Below are 16190 nucleotides of genomic sequence, written 5' to 3'. Positions count from 1 at the left end.
GTAGATGATGAACGTGGCGCCCAGGACCACGGGGACCATCTGCAGGACCCTGCGTAGTGTGTATCCAAGCATGCAACTGCTTCCTTTCGCGACCATCCGGCCGCATCTGCTCTGAATCGGGGGTGCACCGTCGAGTCATCGTCGGTGCACCCCCGCCAGCGCAAGTGTTGTGCTTGTTTAGCAGCCGTATCCGGCGCGGTAGAACTGCAGGTCGCCCTGCGAGTCATTCATTGCAGCGCACTTGGAGCGAAGCCCGAAGTCGGTCGGGATGAACAGCGGGATCGAAGGCATGTCCTTCATGATCAGTGCTTCGGCATCGGCGTACAGGCCTGCGGACTTGGCTTCGTCCTGCTCGCCGCGGGCGGCAACCATCAGCTTGTCGACGGCCGGGTTCGAGTAGCCGGTGGTCACGTTGCCGTCGCCGCCGGTTTCGTACTGGCTCAGGTACTGGTCGGAGCTCTTGTAGGACCAACCCCACAGGCCGAAGACGGCGCCTTCGAGCTTCTTGCCGTTGCGTCGCGCTTCCAGCTCGGTGCCCATCATCGGCTTGAGCTGGACCTTGATGCCCAGGTTGTCCTGGATCTGCTTGGAGATCGCCTGCACCAGCTGCTGGTCGGCGGTCGAGTTGTGCTCGATGATCAGCGTGCCGTCGAATCCGCCGGCCTTGGCCAGCAGCGCCTTGGCGCCCGCGGCATCAAAGGTGCACGATTCGCAGGAACCAGCCTTGTAGGAATCCAGGGAAGGCGGCACCAGCGAGTCGGAGGACGTCGCGTAACCCTGCAGCAGGGACTTGGCGATGGACTCGCGGTCGATCGACATCGAGATCGCCTTGCGCAGGTCGGGGCTCTCAAGTCCCTTGACGTAGCCAGGGATCTGCAGCGTGTACTGCTTGGAGCCGGTCTTGACCTCGTAGAGGGATTCCTCGCCCAGCTGGCTCTTCGCCTTGGAGACCATGGTGGCTGGGACATTGCGGATCATGTCCAGGTTGCCGGCGGTCATGTCGGTGTAGGCGGCGTCGACGGCGGTGTAGATCTGGCCGACGAGCTTGTCGGCTCCGCCCGAGAATCCTGCGGCACCCTTGAAGCCGTCCCACTTTTCCAGGACAACTTCAACGTTGTGGTTCCAGGAAGCGAACTTGTACGGGCCGTTGGAGATCGGGTTGGCTTCGTAACCCTTGGGATCACTGAAGGCCTGTTCGGGCAGCGGGCAGAGGGCCGAGGTGCTCAAAAGCTTCGGGAAGTCTGCGTTCGCCGCGGTGAGGGTGACCTCGAGGTTGTTCTCGTCGATGACCTTCACGCCGGAGAGCTTGTCGGTCTTCGGCTTGGAACCGTCGGTCGGGTTCAGGTCCTTGTATCCGACGAAGGTCGCGAAGTAGCCGTTGCCCTGCCAGGCGTTGGAGCCCGTGGCCGTCTTGCTCCATGCATCGGCGAAGGAGTTTGCGGTGACCGGGGCGCCGTCCTGGAAGGTCCAGCCGTCCTGCAACTGGATCTTCCAGGTCTTGGCGTCCTTGCTCGTGACGGACTTGGCGGCCAGCGGTTCCAGCTTCTGGGTCTCCGTGTTGACTTCCATCAGGTTCGCGCAGGTGGCCATCGCGACCTGGCTTCCCGGATCCTCGTGCGGGACCAGCGATTTCGGCTCGGTGAGCTGGAATGAAAGCTTCTTTTCACCCTCGGCACCGGCATTGTTTCCAGTTCCTGCTGCGCAACCGCTGGCTGCCAGCATGAACGCCGCCGAAGCCGCTGCTACTGCCAACATCTTCTTCTTCGACATGATGCTCCTCCCGTACAAATGATCCGTGTATCCCGCCGAACGGTCGGCGGTGTAAGCGAGATAACCACTGCCTGTGATTGTCCTCACCACTTTTTTTACGCTCTAAAATAAACCAGATACAGCGGAGCCTGTCAAAAATTTTCGAAAGATTCACGCGCCGCTCATACGCATTGCAGTGACTTCAGCTAGCCGACTAGGCACTTTCCAGCGACGGCAGATTGGCTCCGCCCGCTAGGACAGGGGCCCTTCACCCTCACCCACGCCGAGCACACCCAGCGGATCGGCCAGCAGGGCGTCGACCAACGTTGCCCCGGCAAAGAGCGACAGGGAAAATACGTGGTCCGAGGACAGCACCACGCGTCCCGCGGCGTCATGTCCGGCATGCGCGTACTTGCCGACCTCGGCGATCAGCGAACCGAAGAATGCGGGCGCTTCGGCGGGAGTGCCCGCCACCACGAGCAGTTCCGGATCGTGGATATCCAACAGCGAACTCGCGGCGCGACCTACGTACCGGTTTCGCTGTTCCAGGAGCCCGATGGCCGCGGCGTCACCTGCCGAGGCCAATGCCAGGACCTCATCAATGTTTCTGGCGGGCAGCCCGCGTTCGATCGCAGTTCGAGTCACCGCGTCGTCCGAGGCCATGACCGCCAGGCAACCCGTGCGGCCGCACGGGCATTCCCGCGGCTCATCACTGACACGCAGATGGGCAATCTGGCCTGCGGTCTGGCTATACCCGGAACGAATTCGTCCGCTGTTGACCATTACCGATCCAATGTCGGCTGTGATGACCATCAAAACGAAGTCGTCGGTGCGTCGCCCGTTGCCGTAGAGCAGCTCGGATTGCGCGGCCGCACGCGCATTGTTGTCGAGGATCACCGGCGAGGGCAGCCTGCCGCGCAATAAGTCCATAACCCGCACATTTTGCCATCCGGCACTCGGGTTATCCACGATAATGCCGGCTTCGCGGTCCACGATCCCGCCAGTGGCGATGCCGGTACCAAGGATGGTGCAGGTCCCGGCATAGGTGTCCAGCAAATTTTCCGCGGCAGCCACCACCAGGTCGATGGACTCCTCCGGTCCCATCCCCGCATGGGGCACCAGGACCGCCGCGCGTTCCTTGCCGTCCAGGCCCATGAGGACCACGCCCGTGGTGCGCGGACCCAAGTGGATCCCCAGGACCGCACTCGAGCGGTGGTCCACTTGCAGTGGCACCCGCGGACGGCCTTGCGCACCCATCGGCGACGGCAGCGCCTGCAGGAGGTTGTCATTGATCAACACGGAGGTGATGTTCGTGACCGAAGCGGCACTCAGGCCGAGTTGGGCCGCGATCTCGGATCTGAAGGTCCCCGGATGATGGAAGACGTGCTTCATGACGGCGGCGGTGTTCAGCCTCCGCAGGTCGTCTCCCCGATGGCCGCGTCCATTGCGCAGGCCGACCGCTTGATCGCGTTCAAGCATGTCCACCCTTTGTTCACTCCCTGTCCTCCGGGCTTGGACCCGGGTCGGTTCTCGACGTAATTTTTCCATGTCCGGCACTCGGCCGCAGCCAGTGCTGCACAACGGATCCCCGCGTCCGGACAAGACATGTTTTCTGCCCGAGGATTCGACGGCGGACCGCGCCACCGTGCACCACCGCGGAGGCGGCGCAATCCCGGAAACAACGTGTCCACGGTACAACGCTTGCCGCCACCTCGTGCAAAAGCCACGCATCCCTCGGGCCGATCGGCCCATGGCCCGCCCCGGAAGACCGCGGGAGCTGCTTGCGCGGGGCCGTGATTTGCCGATCGAAAGCTAGACACTACCCAGTCGAGACGCATTAGGTGAAATCACTGCGGTTTGTGACCCCGCAACAACCATCCCGCCATTCACCGTGTGCTGCACCGGACCTGGCTTCCCCCGAGAGCTTCTCATTGGTCTCGAAGCAGTTGCCCGATCCCGTGCACCCCGACGGCATGCAGCGGATCGGACTCGGGCAGCGCCGCCATCAGCGACGAGTAGTTCACCGCCCAGGCCCTGGCACGCACCCAGGTCCCCGGCGAGTACAGGGCGTGGCGGGCCAGCGCACCGCGGAAGGCCTCGCGGCCGGCCCCGGTGAAGTGCAGCCAAGCAACGGCCAGGTCACAGGCCGGATCCCCGGCCGTCAGGTCCCCGAAGTCGATCACAGCCCGCAGTCCGGTGCCTGCCTGCCCGGCACCGTCCCCGGGGCCGACGATCACGTTGTGCGGGTGGGGATCCCCATGGACCCACAGCCGCGGACCACGATGCTCGGCGGCGCCGATCCCGGCGTCCCACAAAGCAATCAACGCATCGCGATCGGCAAGGCCCGATTCCTCCAGCCGCCCGCGCACCGTCGCGTCCCGGTCCTTCAGCGGCACGCCGCGCACCGCGTTCCTGGGGGCGTCCGACGGGGCCGGGACGTGCAGCGCCCGGAAAAACGCGGCCAGCCCGACCGCGTAGCGATCGCGCTCCGGCGCAGGAAGCGTGGCCGCGCTCGCGCCCTCGAACCACGGCATGATCGCCCAGTGGTAGGGGTAGCCCTCCGCCGGCTTGCCGCCGTGCACAGGCACCGGAATCGGCGCGGGCAGCCGCGGCGCCAGGAACGGCAGCCAACGCAGCTCGTTGAGCAACAGCGCGTGCGCGCTGGCGCGCCTCGGCAACCGCACGGCCAAATCCGGGCCCAGCCGGTAGACGGCGTTGTCCCAGCCGTCGTCGGCAAACCCCAGCTCCAGCCCGGCAAGCTCCGGGTGCTGGGCGGACAGCAGGGCCCGGACCAGCTCCGGCCCCGTATCCACGTCCGCGTCCGGCTTGGGCCCTGCGGAGGGCGCCGCGTTCATTCGCCCGGGGTCTGCGCCATGGCGGCGATCTGGATCAGGTTGCCGCAGGTGTCGTCGAACACCGCGGTGGTCACCGGCCCCATGACGGTCGGCGGCTGGGTGAAGACCACGCCGAGGCCCAAGAGCCGCTCGTATTCCGCGTGCACGTCCTGGACAGCAAACGAGGTGAACGGAATGCCGTCCGCCACCAGCGCGTCGCGGAACGGCCCCACCGCCGGGTGGTTTGCCGGTTCCAGCACCAGTTCCACGCCGTCCGGGGCCTCCGGGGAGACGACCGTCAGCCAGGAAAACTCCCCCATCGGGATGTCGGTCTTCTTTTCGAAGCCCAGTTTGCCGGTGTAGAACTCAAGCCCCTTGGCCTGGTCATCAACGAAAATGCTCGCAAGGTGGATTTTCATGCTTTCGCCCTTTCCGACGACGATGCAATCTGGTTGTCCTGTCCTCCGCCGTTGCCCGAACCGGCCTCGGACGAGGCCTGTTTGTCCGCCGGCGCCTGCTGCGGCCACCTGCGGACTATTTCCTGCAGCGGAGAAGTGTCAAGGTAGTGGAACTTGTAGCGGCCCGAGCGTTCACTGCGCAGCAGCCCCGCGTCCTCAAGCACCGCAAGGTGCTGGGAGACCGCCTGTCGGGTCGGGGTGATTCCGTGTTTCGCGGCCAGCCTGGCGCAAATCTCAAAAAGCGTTTGCCCGTCCCTGCCCACCAGCTCGTCAAGGATGTGCGCCCGCGTCGGGTCGGCGAGCGCCTTCAGCAGCAATTCCACACCCACCATTAAGGCAAGCGCCGACTTGCCTGTCAAGAGCTGCCTTGCGGAGTCTGCCCGTTATCCACATTCCCGCACCCGCCCGGCCCGCGGCGCACCAATCCGTCGCACCCTTGACCCATGCAAACCGACGCATTCATCGCGGAAGTTGCCGGCAACGGCAACGTCCCGGGGCACCTGGCGACCCCGGACGATGAACTGCGCGCCTACGCCGCTGCGGTGCGGATCGCCGCGTCCCTGGGGCCGAGGATCGCCAAACACACTGCCTCGCCCACCCACGCAAGCTACTACGCGCTGCTGGCGGAGCAGGCCCAGCGGACCGCGGCCCACGCGCAGATCCTAGCCGCCGATCTTGCCCAACGTACGCTCGTCCATGAGCTGCCCGTCGCACAGCTGAACGGTCTGCGCGCCCTCGCCAAGGATCCCGAAGACTACATCAGCGGCGCGACGCGATTGCCCGACGATCCACGCACGGTTCCCGCCGGCCGCCCGACGTTCAAGAACACCATCGATTTCCTGCAGAACCTGCTGCACATTTCGTTCTTCGAGGCGCGCGATCGACTGCAATCGGCCACCAACCTGCTGCCGCACACGGACGTCAATGGCTTTGACCTGCCGCCGAAGTTCCCCAAGCTTGCCGATGAGCTGGTCTCGGGCGACGCATCCCCCCGGGAGATCGGCACCGCTGCGAAGAAACTTGATGCCCTGGGCCCGCACATCAACCAGCAGCCCGATCCGGTCGCGCTCTCCACCGAGTTGGAAGACCAGGTACTCGAATCCGTCCGCACCCAGGATCCCCGAACGACCCGGCGGCTCCTGAGCAGCATCCAGAGCTCTCTGGAACAGGGAATCACCCAGCCCTCCGAGGAAGTCCTGCGTTCAAGGCTCGGGTTGTTCTACCGCGGAATGAATTCGGGCACCGCGGAATTCCTCTTGCGGATGCTGCCGGGCGATGCCGAATTCGTTCTCTCGCTCTGCGCCCAAACGGATAATCCCCGCACCAAGGCGGGCGACCGCGCGGGCTTGCTTAAACAATCCCCGTTCGGCACCTCGCCTCGGGAGGGCCTGGTTCCCGACCCGGGTTCGAAGTCATCCGCCGCCCAAGGCAACCGCCGAGCCCCCGGTTCCGAACCGGCTGATGCAAGCCGAACCACCTATCCGGACTTCCTGCTGGCCGCGTCGCCGACACACGACAAACCACTGGCAACTCCCGAAGAGCTCGCCGCAATCACGCTCGGCAACGAGCCAGTCCAGTACCTGCCGCAGGCGACAACGCCAACGCCGGATCCGTTCGAGGTCCTGAACCAGGGTGCAACGGGTGCCGACGGCCTCACTCCCCCGCAGCGCCACCTGCAGGGCCTGCTCAACCTCCTGAAATCCAACGGCATGGCGGACAAGAAATCCACGGGCCTTCCGTCACCGGACATGGTCATCATCGCCACGTTGGCCGAGCTCGAGGAACGCGCCAGCACCAGCTGCATCACCAGGCACGGCCAGCGGCTCAGCGCCGCGGAATTGAGGCAACATCTCTGCAACTGCCGGGCCATCCCCATCGTCATGAACGGCAAGAGCCGGATCCTGGACCTGGGGCGCTCGGAACGATACTTCCCCGACTACATGCGCCGGGCGATCCTCGCCAGGGACGGCGGGTGCGTGGTTCCCGGGTGCACCGTGCCGCCCGAACATTGCGAGATCCACCATCTCAAACCGTGGGAACTCGGCGGGCTGACACGCGTCGAGGACGGCACACCCGCGTGCAGCGGGCACCACCACGCGGTCCACGCGGGCCTGATCGAAATTGTCCACAACGAAGACGGCTTGCCGGCGGCCATCCTTCCCGCCTTCATGGATCCGGGACAGCAGCCGCGGCGCAACACGTACTGGAACCGCCGGCCAACGTTCACCGCCCCCACGCTGTTTTGATTCCCGGCCTCACAAAGCACGAGGCCCCGGCTCCTCCCGCAGGGAAAGGAACCGGGGCCTCGTGGCGTCGGAGGGTGTTAGCCCTCGATGCCGAGCTTCTCAAGCACGAGCTCCCGCACGCGGCCGGCGTCGGCCTGTCCGCGGGTGGCCTTCATGACCGGGCCCATCAGCGCGCCGATGGCCTGCAACTTGCCGGCCTGCACCTTGGCGACAACGTCCGGCATGGCTTCCATGGCGGCGTCGATCGCGGCACCCAGTGCCGAATCGTCGTTCACGACGGCCAGCGAACGCGCCGCGACAACCTCGGACGGGGTGCCCTCGCCGGCAACCACGAACTCGAGCACCTGGCGGGCGATCTTGTCGTTGATCTTCTTGCCCTCGATCAGCGAGTTCAGCTCGACGATCGTGGCCGGGGTGACGCCCAGGTCCAGGATCTCGACGTCGGCGTTCTTGGCCAGGCGTGCGATCTCGCCCATCCACCACTTGCGGGCCACGGCCGCGGTGGTGCCCGCGGCGATGGTCTCCTCGATGGCCTCGGTGACGCCGGCGTTCACGACGTCGCGGAACTCTGCATCAGAGTAGCCCCAGTCGGCCTTCAATCGCTTGCGGCGCTCGGCCGGAGGCTCGGGCAGGCGGGCGCGCAGCTCCTCGATCCACTCCGGGGTGGTGATGACCGGGACAAGGTCCGGCTCCGGGAAGTAGCGGTAGTCGTCGGCGTCGGACTTCGGGCGGCCCGAGGTCGTCGTGCGGGTGTCCTCGTGCCAGTGGCGGGTTTCCTGCACGATGGCCGCGCCGGAGTTCAAAACGGCGGCGTGGCGCTCGATCTCGAAACGCACGGCGTGCTCGACAGCGCGCAGCGAGTTCACGTTCTTGGTCTCGGTGCGGGTGCCGAACTTCTCGGCGCCCTTGAGCATCAGCGAGACGTTTGCATCGCAACGCACGTTTCCGCGTTCCATCTTCGCGTCGGACACGTCGAGCGCCTTCACGATTTCGCGGATCGCGGCAACGTAGGCCTTGGCCAGCTCGGGGGCGCGCTTGCCTGCACCCTCGATGGTCTTGGTGACGATCTCGACCAGTGGGACACCCGAGCGGTTGTAGTCAACCAGCGAGAAGTCCGCACCCTGGATGCGGCCGGTGGCCCCGCCCATGTGGGTGAGCTTGCCGGCGTCCTCTTCCATGTGGGCGCGCTCGATTTCGACGCGGAAGACCTCGCCGTCCTCCAGCTCGATGTCCAGCCAGCCGTCGTACGCGATCGGGTCGTCGTACTGCGAGGTCTGGAAGTTCTTCGGGGTGTCCGGGTAGAAGTAGTTCTTCCGGGCGAAACCGGACCGTTCGGCGATCTTGCAGTTCAGTGCAAGGCCGATCATCATCGCGTATTCCACGGCGGTCTTGTTGACCACCGGCAGCACGCCGGGCAGGCCCAGGCAGACCGGGGTCACGTTGGTGTTCGGGGTGTCGCCGAACACGTTCGGTGCCGCGGAGAACATCTTGGTCTTGGTGTTCAGCTCGACGTGGACCTCGAAGCCCAGCACCGGATCGTACTTTTCCAGCGCGACGTCGAAGTCGACGAGTTCATCGGTGTGCATGGCCATGTTAGGCAACCCCTCCAGTGGTGGCGGCGGACAGTTCCGGGGCCTGGTCGATCAGACGGCCGCCCCACTTGTCTTCCAGCAGCTTCTCAAGTGCCGCGCCGGCACGGTACAGGCGGGCATCCTCGCGGGCCGGGGCCAGGAACTGGATGCCGACCGGAAGGCCCTCGGACAGGCCGCCCGGAACGGTGATGCCCGGGACGCCGGCCATGTTCGCCGGGATGGTGGCAACGTCGTTGAGGTACATCGCCAGCGGATCGCCGGTCTTCGAGCCCAGCTCGAAGGCGACCGTCGGGCTGGTCGGGGAGATCAGCACGTCGGCCTTCTCGAACGCGGCGTCGAAGTCGCGCTGGATCAGCGTGCGGACCTTCTGGGCCGAGCCGTAGTAGGCGTCGTAGTAGCCCGCGCTCAACGCGTAGGTGCCCAGGATGATGCGGCGCTTGACCTCTTCGCCGAAGCCCGCGGCACGGGTTGCACCCATGACGCGTTCGATCGTCAGCGGACCCTCCGTGGGGAGCACGCGAGTGCCGAAGCGCACGCCGTCGAACTTCGCCAGGTTGGAGGAGACCTCCGAGGGCATGATCAGGTAGTAGGCGCCCAGCGCGTACTTGAAGTTCGGGCAGGAAACCTCGACGATTTCGGCGCCCGCGGCGCGCAGCGCCTCCAGCGACTCGTCGAAGCGTGCCTGCACGCCCGGCTCGTAGCCTTCGCCCTGCAGTTCCTTGATGACGCCGACGCGCACGCCGGTCATGTCACCGGAGGCGCCCAGCTCGGCGGAGGCAACCAGCGCCGGAACCGGCTCGTTCAGCGAGGTGGAATCGGCCGGGTCGTGCCCGCCGATCAGCTCGTGCAGGTATGCGGAGTCCAGCACGGTGCGGGTGACCGGGCCGATCTGGTCCAGCGAGGAGGCCATGGCGATCGCGCCGTAGCGCGAGACCCCGCCGTAGGTCGGCTTCACGCCGACGGTGCCGGTGACGGCGCCCGGCTGGCGGATCGAGCCGCCGGTGTCGGTGCCCAGGGCCAGCGGCGCCTCGAACGCGGCAACCGCAGCGGCGGAGCCGCCGCCGGAGCCGCCGGGAATGCGGTTCAGGTCCCACGGGTTGCGGGTCGGGCCGTACGCCGAGTGCTCGGTGGAGGAACCCATCGCAAACTCGTCGAGGTTGGTCTTGCCCAGCATCGGCAGCTTCGCGGCGCGGATCTTGGTGATCACGGTGGCGTCGTACGGGCTCATCCAGCCTTCGAGCATCTTCGATGCCGCGGTGGTGGGCTGGCCCTTGGTGACGATCAGGTCCTTGATGGCGATCGGCACGCCGGCGAACGGGTGCAGCGCTTCCGCCGCGGCGCCGCCCGCTGCGCGGATGGCGTCGACCTCTGCGGCAACGGCCAGTGCCTCTTCGCCGTTGACGTGCAGGAATGCGTGAACGCCGTGCTCTCCCCCGTCAACCTCGGCGATGCGGTCCAGGTGCGCCTGCACGGCCTGCACGCTGGTGATTTCCCCGGCGCGCAGCTTGGCCGCAAGCTCGGTTGCGGAGTAACGAATAATCTCGTTCATGAATTACTCTCCATCCAAAATGGCCGGCACCTTGAAGCGCGTGTCGGCGGAATCCGGCGCGTTCATCAGCGCTTCCTCGGCGGTGAGCGTCGGGCCGACGACATCCTCGCGGAAGACGTTGAACAGCGCAATCGGGTGGGTGGTGGCCGGAACATCGGCGGACGCGGCTTCGGACACCGACGCGATTGCTTCGACAATGACACCGAGCTCGCCGGTCATCTTGTCCAGCTCGGCATCGCTCATCTCAATGTGGGCCAGGTGCGCCAAGTGCGCAACGTCCTCACGGCTGATGGCAGACATGTATCTCCCTAAGTGGGCGGATGGGTTTCCCCACTAGTCTAGTACGCCCCGCGGGTCCGAACAGCGCCGAATTTCCGGGTCGACGCGTGATCTCGCATGTGCATTCGCCGACGCCGCGGCCGGTCCGACGCCCGTGCCGCCAACCCGTCGACCAGGAGTCCCTTTCGGGCGACCGGCAACGCGTCAGGAAAGTTCGACGACGGCACCCGAAACGCTGCCGCCTTCGAGATCGGTCCACGGTGCGTTGACCCATGCGAGCGCACCCGCGGAACCGGATCCGTCGGCTTCGGGGCGGCGGATCACGGCAAGGCCGGGGTGCTCGCCGGTGTCCGTCGCACGGGCATCCGCCGGCGCGGCCTGCAGCGCCGGCACCACGGTGATCGATCCATCGGGCACGTTCGAATCGTTTTGGTGCTGCGCCCGCGCCTTGCCGGCCACCAGTGCACGCATCTGCTCCTGCCACACCGGATCGCCCGCGGCGTCGTAGATCCAGCGGGTGCCCAGCACCCCGTGCTCGCTGGTGCCCAGCAGGTGGTCCTCGGCGCCGGCCAGTGCGGCCCCGCGATAGCTCAGAGGGACGTGGTAAACCACAGGATCCCCCGATCCGGAATCGAGCACCAGGATCATTTCCAGGCCTACCTCGCCGGCCGGATCGTCAAGGCGGAATCCTCCGACCACGCTGAGCACGGGAGTCGCATCGCCCTCGAACCAGGCCTGCTTCGGCAGCCAACCGGCCATCAGTTCGCGCTTGCTCGGGACCATTGTCGTATCGTGGATGACGCTCATGGCGGGGGCTTCCTTCGTTCGGCGGCTGGAACGCATCGTGCGCACACCGTCGAGCGTATCCAAATCCTGCGCCCGATCCCCTCCTGCACACGCGCAATGCCCAACCTCGGCACCGATTCGGGCGGTTGGACTCCGGCGGTTAAACGACGAGGCTTCCGTGCCCCACCCGTCGAAACGGATGGGACACGGAAGCCTCGGTTGCAGGTGCGGTGCCGGCAACGGCGCCGGCGCCGGCTTAGAGCGCCAGCGTGTAAACGACCAGGACGATCTCGGTGTTCGGAACGTACCAGTCGCGCTCGGAGGCGTGCTGGAATCCGTCGGCCTCGTAGAGTGCGCGGGCGGCAACCCAGTGGCCGCCCGTGGTCAGCGAGACGGTGTGCACGTCCTCGATCTCGCGGGCACGGTCGATGACCGCGTTGAGCAGCGCGCGGCCGGCGCCGGTGCGCTGCACGGCCGGATCGATGACCAGCATGCGGAATTCGAGCTCGCCTTCCAGCGCGATGTCGGCATACTCGCTGCCCGGGCGCACCAGGGTGACCGAGCCGATGACAACACCGTCGCGCTCGGCAACGAGGATCTCGGCGGCCGCGTGGCGCGCGGCGACCTGCTGCACGAACTGCAGGTACTCGTGGTCCGGGTCGTCGAAGTGGCCCGCGTCAAGGTAGGAGTCGACGGTGATCCGCGCGATGTGCGGGTAGTCGGCCTCCACGGCGGGACGGATCGTCAGGGTGCTGGCATCGGTGAGGGTTGCTGTAGTCATCACTTTCCAGTGTGACAGCAGGGCGTGCGTCGGGCCGGAAATTCTCGGCGCATGTAGCCAAGCTCACGATCGGCAATCCATCCGCCGCCCCGACGCCTCACGCCAAGTCCGCATGAAGCGGACCACTCCGGATTTTCGCAGTTTGTCCCACGTCACAATTCGATCACAAAGGAAGAACCTAACCCGACACCCTTGTGGTTTGTTTGTTAGTACAGTTTACTAACAACCATGAACACCTCACGGGGTCCCCTGCGCAGCATGGCAACAGGCGCAGCAGCACTGCCCTCACACGGCCGCGCACACAACCTGTCCCTCGCACTGCAGACGCTCCATTCAACGGGCCCGATGAGCCGCGCGGATCTTTCGCGCACCCTCGGCCTCACCCGCGTCACGGTTTCGGACCTGATTTCCGAACTGCTCGAGCGCGGACACGTCATCGAACTCGGCCAGTCCGAGAAAATCAGACCCGGGAAACCCGCCATCATGGTCGATCTAAACCGCCGGGGGCTTCAGATCATCGGTCTGGACCTCGCAGAGAACTCGGTGCTCCGCGCCGCCGTCCTGGACCTGGATGGAAACATCCTGCACCGTGTGGAAACCTCCACCGGGGATGAAAAGGGGCAGGAAGTCACGCAATTGGTGCTCGACCTGGCAACCAGTGCCATCGGCCTGGCCACCGCGCCGCTGCTTGGCATCGGCGTCGGAACCCCGGGCATCGTCGACCACGACGGGGTGGTGCTCACCGCGCCGAACCTCGACTGGAAGGACCTGCCGCTGCGTGAACTGCTCGAGCGGCAGACCGGGCTGCCCACGCTCGTGGCCAACGACGCTGATGCAGCGGTTCTCGCCGAGTTCACCTTTGGGGGCGGCGCGAGCGACATGATCCTGGTCAAGGTCGGCCGCGGCGTGGGCTCCGGCCTGATGGTCAACGGCCAGCGCGCCCGCGGCGTGCACTCGGCGGCCGGGGAAATCGGCCACGTCGTGGTCGGCACCGACGGCGGGCTCGAGTGCAAGTGCGGCAAGCGCGGCTGCCTGGAGACCTGGCTTTCGGTCCCGTTCCTCGAACGCGGACTCGCGGCGGCCGCGGCCTTCGAGGACCCCGAAGCGGCTGCCGAGAACGTCCTGCAGATCGCCGGCGAGCGCCTGGCCGTCGCCCTCGCGCCCATCGTCGGCGCCCTTGATCTGGCCGAAGTCGTCCTCAGCGGCCCGGCACACCTTTTGGAAGGGACCTTGCGCCAAAGCGTCGAAAAGACGCTGGCGGAACGGATGCTTCCACACAGGCCACCCTTGGTTGAAGTCCGCCTCGCCAAGGAACCGCAGGACGTGGTCCTGCGCGGTACCGCGGTCATGGTTCTTTGGAACCAACTGGGAGTGGCCTGACCCGTTGTAACCAGCACGACCCTTCGCATGGGATTACTCGCAGTAAACCCAGTCACCCTCCGAAAGGATCTCCAATGAAGAAGTACCTTGGGCTTGCGGCTCTCACGACCGCCGCGGCACTGTCCCTGACCGCTTGTGGCGGCAGCGGAGCACCCGCTGCGTCGTCCGCACCGGCGTCCACGGGATCCGCGGCGGCCGGCGATCCTGCCGGCAATGCGGGCAAGACCATCACCCTGTGGCTGGCCGGCGGCGACACCCCGGACGAGCTTCGCACCTACTTGAAGGACACCTTCAAGACCAAGACCGGTGCCACGCTCAAGATCGAGGAGCAGGGCTGGGGCGATCTGGTCACCAAGATGACCACCGCGCTTCCCGATGCCAACAACACCCCGGACGTCGTGGAAATGGGCAACACCCAGTCCCCGACCTTCACCAACATCGGCGCCTTCCTGGACGTCTCCGACATGTTCGAGGAGCTCGGCGGCGCCAAGCTGATCCCGTCCTTCGTCGAGGCCGGCTCGGTCGATGGCAAGAAATTCACCCTTCCCTACTACGCAGGCTCCCGCTACATGTTCCAGCGCGCCGACGTGTGGAAGGAAGCCGGCGTCGAGACCCCCAAGACCCTGGACGAGTTCAACACCGCGGTGAAGACCATCACCGAGAAGAACCCGCGCGACATCAAGAACTTCTCGGGCTTCTTCCTCGGCGGCCAGGACTGGCGCAACGGCATCTCCTGGGTCTTCGCCAACGGCGGCGAGCTGGCCAAGAAGGAAGGCGATCAGTGGGTCTCGACCCTCTCGGACCCGAACACCCTCAAGGGCCTGGCCCAGCTGCAGGACCTGTACAAGAGCGCCTCCCAGGCCCCGGCCGACGCCAAGGACGCCACCCCGTGGCTCTACATCAACGATGCCGACCAGATCCTCGACGAAGCGGGCAAGCCCACCGGCAAGACCTCGCTCGCCGCGGCCACCATCATGGCCCCGGGATGGGCGCACTGGTCGATCGGCGACCTGGAGAAGGACGCGAAGACCGGCAAGGACGTCCGCACCTGGGACGACAAGAAGTTCGGCGCCTTCGTGCTCCCGGGCAACGACGGCAAGCCGGCCCCGGTCCTGGCCGGCGGCTCCAACATCGGCATCTCCGCCAAGTCCCAAAACCCGGACCTGGCCAAGGAACTGATGCGCATCATCTTCTCCTCGGACTACCAGGACATGCTCGGCAAGAACGGCCTGGGCCCGGCGAACTCGGACAACAACGCCTCGATGGGTGACGACCAGTTCGCCAAGGCCGGCATCGCCTCGGCCTCGAACTCCAAGCTGACCCCGGCCGCACCGGGTTGGGCGGCCGTCGAATCCTCGATGAAGCTCGAGGAGTTCTTCGGCAAGATCCGCGACACCGCCGACCTGGCGGCACTGGCGAAGGAATACGACGCCCAGATCACCCCGATGCTGAACCTGAAGTAGCACTTGTCGATGGCCGGGGCGCGAACTCGCCCCGGCCTTCCGCTTGGTGCGCAGCACCCCCCGCACGTCGGCATCCGCCGAGACGAAAGGCCGTAAGAAGCTCATGCCCACCCACGCCCCGGCACCGCCGGCGCAGCAACCGCAACAGGTTGAACCCGCCAGCGCCACGACCCACGTTCCCATTGTCAAGAAGCGCACCTCCAGGGCCCCCTTCTGGCTGATCGCCCCGACGCTGGTCATCCTCATCGCGGCCCTGGGCTACCCCGTGGGCTGGCAGATCTACACCAGCTTCCAGAAGTTCGGCCTGAAGCAGCAGTTCGGCGCACCGCCGGAATTCGTCGGACTCGAGAACTACACGACGCTGCTCGGCGACCCGGACTTCTGGGTCATCCTGGGCCGCTCCCTGCTCTTCTGCCTGCTCGCGGCCGGCATCACCGTGCTCATCGGATTCCTCCTCGCGATCCTCATGAAGCGCGTGGGCACCGTCGCCCGCCTGGCCCTGCAGGTCTCCATGCTGCTGGCCTGGGCCATGCCCGTGGTCGCCGCCATGACCGTCTGGGTCTGGCTGGTCGACTGGCGCCGCGGCGTGCTGAACTGGCTGCTGACCCGCTTCGGGTTCGACGCCGAGGGCCACAACTGGCTCGCCGAACCGCTCACCTTCTTCGCCATCGCACTGGTCATCGTCGTCTGGATGTCCGTGCCGTTCGTGGCGCTGAGCATCTACGCGGGCCTGACCCAGATCTCCGAGGAGGTGCTGGAGGCCGCGGCCATGGACGGCGCCACCGGAATGCAGCGCATCCGGTACATCATCATGCCGCTGATCGCCCCGGTCCTCTCGATCGTGCTGTTGCTGCAGCTGATCTGGGACCTGCGCGTGTTCACCCAGATCAAGCTGCTGCAGGACGCCGGCGGCGTGGCCAACGAGACCCACCTGCTGGGCACCTACATCTACCAAATGGGCGTCGGCTCCGGCGACTTCGGCGCGGCAAGCGCGGTGTCCATCCTGATGCTCATCATCACCATTGCCGTCAGCTGGTACTACGTGCGCTCGCTGATGAAGGAGGAAGACTAGA

14 protein-coding genes are annotated in these 16190 nt (G+C 66.0%); 4 read left to right on the top strand and 10 right to left on the bottom strand.

What is annotated here, in order from left to right:
* Positions 1–177: 177 nt before the first annotated feature.
* From ACFY5D_RS16280 to ACFY5D_RS16260, 5 genes are all read right to left on the bottom strand, one after another.
* On the bottom strand, positions 178–1770 hold the full coding sequence (locus ACFY5D_RS16280) for an ABC transporter substrate-binding protein (protein WP_387532061.1): 1593 nt from the start codon (positions 1768–1770) through the stop codon (positions 178–180).
* A gap of 231 nt (positions 1771–2001) precedes the next feature.
* Positions 2002–3228 carry an ROK family protein gene (locus ACFY5D_RS16275; protein ID WP_387532057.1) on the bottom strand — a complete coding sequence of 409 codons (1227 nt, stop codon included), beginning with the start codon at positions 3226–3228 and terminating at the stop codon, positions 2002–2004.
* A 449-nt stretch (positions 3229–3677) separates the two neighbouring features.
* Positions 3678–4604 carry an aminoglycoside phosphotransferase family protein gene (locus ACFY5D_RS16270; protein ID WP_387532055.1) on the bottom strand — a complete coding sequence of 309 codons (927 nt, stop codon included), beginning with the start codon at positions 4602–4604 and terminating at the stop codon, positions 3678–3680.
* Positions 4601–5002: a VOC family protein gene (locus ACFY5D_RS16265; RefSeq protein ID WP_387532052.1), complete on the bottom strand. Its 402-nt coding sequence runs from the start codon at positions 5000–5002 to the stop codon at positions 4601–4603. Before ACFY5D_RS16265 ends, ACFY5D_RS16270 begins: the two co-directional genes overlap by 4 nt.
* The gene (locus ACFY5D_RS16260) at positions 4999–5364 is read right to left on the bottom strand and encodes an ArsR/SmtB family transcription factor (protein ID WP_387532049.1); all 366 of its coding nucleotides are present in this window, start codon (positions 5362–5364) and stop codon (positions 4999–5001) included. Before ACFY5D_RS16260 ends, ACFY5D_RS16265 begins: the two co-directional genes overlap by 4 nt.
* Positions 5365–5484: 120 nt before the next feature.
* Here ACFY5D_RS16260 and ACFY5D_RS16255 point away from each other — a divergent pair, with 120 nt between their 5' ends.
* Positions 5485–7287 carry an HNH endonuclease signature motif containing protein gene (locus tag ACFY5D_RS16255; RefSeq protein ID WP_387532046.1) on the top strand — a complete coding sequence of 601 codons (1803 nt, stop codon included), beginning with the start codon at positions 5485–5487 and terminating at the stop codon, positions 7285–7287.
* A gap of 77 nt (positions 7288–7364) precedes the next feature.
* On the opposite strand, the gene gatB is transcribed toward ACFY5D_RS16255, so the two are convergent.
* The 5 genes from gatB to ACFY5D_RS16230 all read right to left on the bottom strand — a co-directional run bounded on the left by gatB (position 7365) and on the right by ACFY5D_RS16230 (position 12274).
* Entirely contained in the window at positions 7365–8879 is a 1515-nt protein-coding gene (gatB, locus tag ACFY5D_RS16250) for an Asp-tRNA(Asn)/Glu-tRNA(Gln) amidotransferase subunit GatB (protein ID WP_387532044.1), read from the bottom strand.
* Between the two features lies 1 nt (position 8880).
* Entirely contained in the window at positions 8881–10428 is a 1548-nt protein-coding gene (gene gatA / locus ACFY5D_RS16245; RefSeq protein ID WP_387532041.1) for an Asp-tRNA(Asn)/Glu-tRNA(Gln) amidotransferase subunit GatA, read from the bottom strand.
* A gap of 3 nt (positions 10429–10431) precedes the next feature.
* The gene (gene gatC, locus ACFY5D_RS16240) at positions 10432–10728 is read right to left on the bottom strand and encodes an Asp-tRNA(Asn)/Glu-tRNA(Gln) amidotransferase subunit GatC (protein ID WP_387532038.1); all 297 of its coding nucleotides are present in this window, start codon (positions 10726–10728) and stop codon (positions 10432–10434) included.
* A gap of 183 nt (positions 10729–10911) precedes the next feature.
* Positions 10912–11514, bottom strand: coding sequence for a hypothetical protein (locus tag ACFY5D_RS16235; RefSeq protein ID WP_387532035.1), 603 nt, complete (start codon positions 11512–11514; stop codon positions 10912–10914).
* A gap of 235 nt (positions 11515–11749) precedes the next feature.
* Positions 11750–12274 carry a GNAT family N-acetyltransferase gene (locus ACFY5D_RS16230; protein ID WP_387532032.1) on the bottom strand — a complete coding sequence of 175 codons (525 nt, stop codon included), beginning with the start codon at positions 12272–12274 and terminating at the stop codon, positions 11750–11752.
* A gap of 228 nt (positions 12275–12502) precedes the next feature.
* On the opposite strand from ACFY5D_RS16230, the gene ACFY5D_RS16225 reads away from it, so the two are divergent.
* From ACFY5D_RS16225 to ACFY5D_RS16215, 3 genes are all read left to right on the top strand, one after another.
* On the top strand, positions 12503–13654 hold the full coding sequence (locus tag ACFY5D_RS16225) for an ROK family protein (protein ID WP_387532029.1): 1152 nt from the start codon (positions 12503–12505) through the stop codon (positions 13652–13654).
* Positions 13655–13728: 74 nt separating this feature from the next.
* Positions 13729–15117 (top strand): extracellular solute-binding protein, encoded by a 1389-nt coding sequence (locus tag ACFY5D_RS16220; protein WP_387532027.1) that lies wholly within the window; start codon positions 13729–13731, stop codon positions 15115–15117.
* Positions 15118–15220: 103 nt separating this feature from the next.
* Complete coding sequence (locus ACFY5D_RS16215) at positions 15221–16189, top strand: carbohydrate ABC transporter permease (RefSeq protein WP_387532024.1); 969 nt, start codon at positions 15221–15223, stop codon at positions 16187–16189.
* The last annotated feature ends 1 nt before the right edge of the window (position 16190 follow it).

Origin of the sequence: Paeniglutamicibacter sp. NPDC012692, assembly GCF_042901625.1 — a bacterium.
GTDB lineage: Bacteria > Actinomycetota > Actinomycetes > Actinomycetales > Micrococcaceae > Paeniglutamicibacter.
Note: the sequence above shows the minus strand (reverse complement) of the source record. Positions and strands in the feature narration are given on the sequence as shown.

Coding starts and splice junctions, on each gene's coding strand:
- ACFY5D_RS16280 (WP_387532061.1), bottom strand. CDS start 1,770: ATGTCGAAGAAGAAGATGTTGGCAGTAGCAGCGGCTTCGGCGGCGTTC.
- ACFY5D_RS16275 (WP_387532057.1), bottom strand. CDS start 3,228: ATGCTTGAACGCGATCAAGCGGTCGGCCTGCGCAATGGACGCGGCCAT.
- ACFY5D_RS16270 (WP_387532055.1), bottom strand. CDS start 4,604: ATGAACGCGGCGCCCTCCGCAGGGCCCAAGCCGGACGCGGACGTGGAT.
- ACFY5D_RS16265 (WP_387532052.1), bottom strand. CDS start 5,002: ATGAAAATCCACCTTGCGAGCATTTTCGTTGATGACCAGGCCAAGGGG.
- ACFY5D_RS16255 (WP_387532046.1), top strand. CDS start 5,485: ATGCAAACCGACGCATTCATCGCGGAAGTTGCCGGCAACGGCAACGTC.
- gatB (WP_387532044.1), bottom strand. CDS start 8,879: ATGGCCATGCACACCGATGAACTCGTCGACTTCGACGTCGCGCTGGAA.
- gatA (WP_387532041.1), bottom strand. CDS start 10,428: ATGAACGAGATTATTCGTTACTCCGCAACCGAGCTTGCGGCCAAGCTG.
- gatC (WP_387532038.1), bottom strand. CDS start 10,728: ATGTCTGCCATCAGCCGTGAGGACGTTGCGCACTTGGCGCACCTGGCC.
- ACFY5D_RS16235 (WP_387532035.1), bottom strand. CDS start 11,514: ATGAGCGTCATCCACGATACGACAATGGTCCCGAGCAAGCGCGAACTG.
- ACFY5D_RS16230 (WP_387532032.1), bottom strand. CDS start 12,274: ATGACTACAGCAACCCTCACCGATGCCAGCACCCTGACGATCCGTCCC.
- ACFY5D_RS16225 (WP_387532029.1), top strand. CDS start 12,503: ATGAACACCTCACGGGGTCCCCTGCGCAGCATGGCAACAGGCGCAGCA.
- ACFY5D_RS16220 (WP_387532027.1), top strand. CDS start 13,729: ATGAAGAAGTACCTTGGGCTTGCGGCTCTCACGACCGCCGCGGCACTG.
- ACFY5D_RS16215 (WP_387532024.1), top strand. CDS start 15,221: ATGCCCACCCACGCCCCGGCACCGCCGGCGCAGCAACCGCAACAGGTT.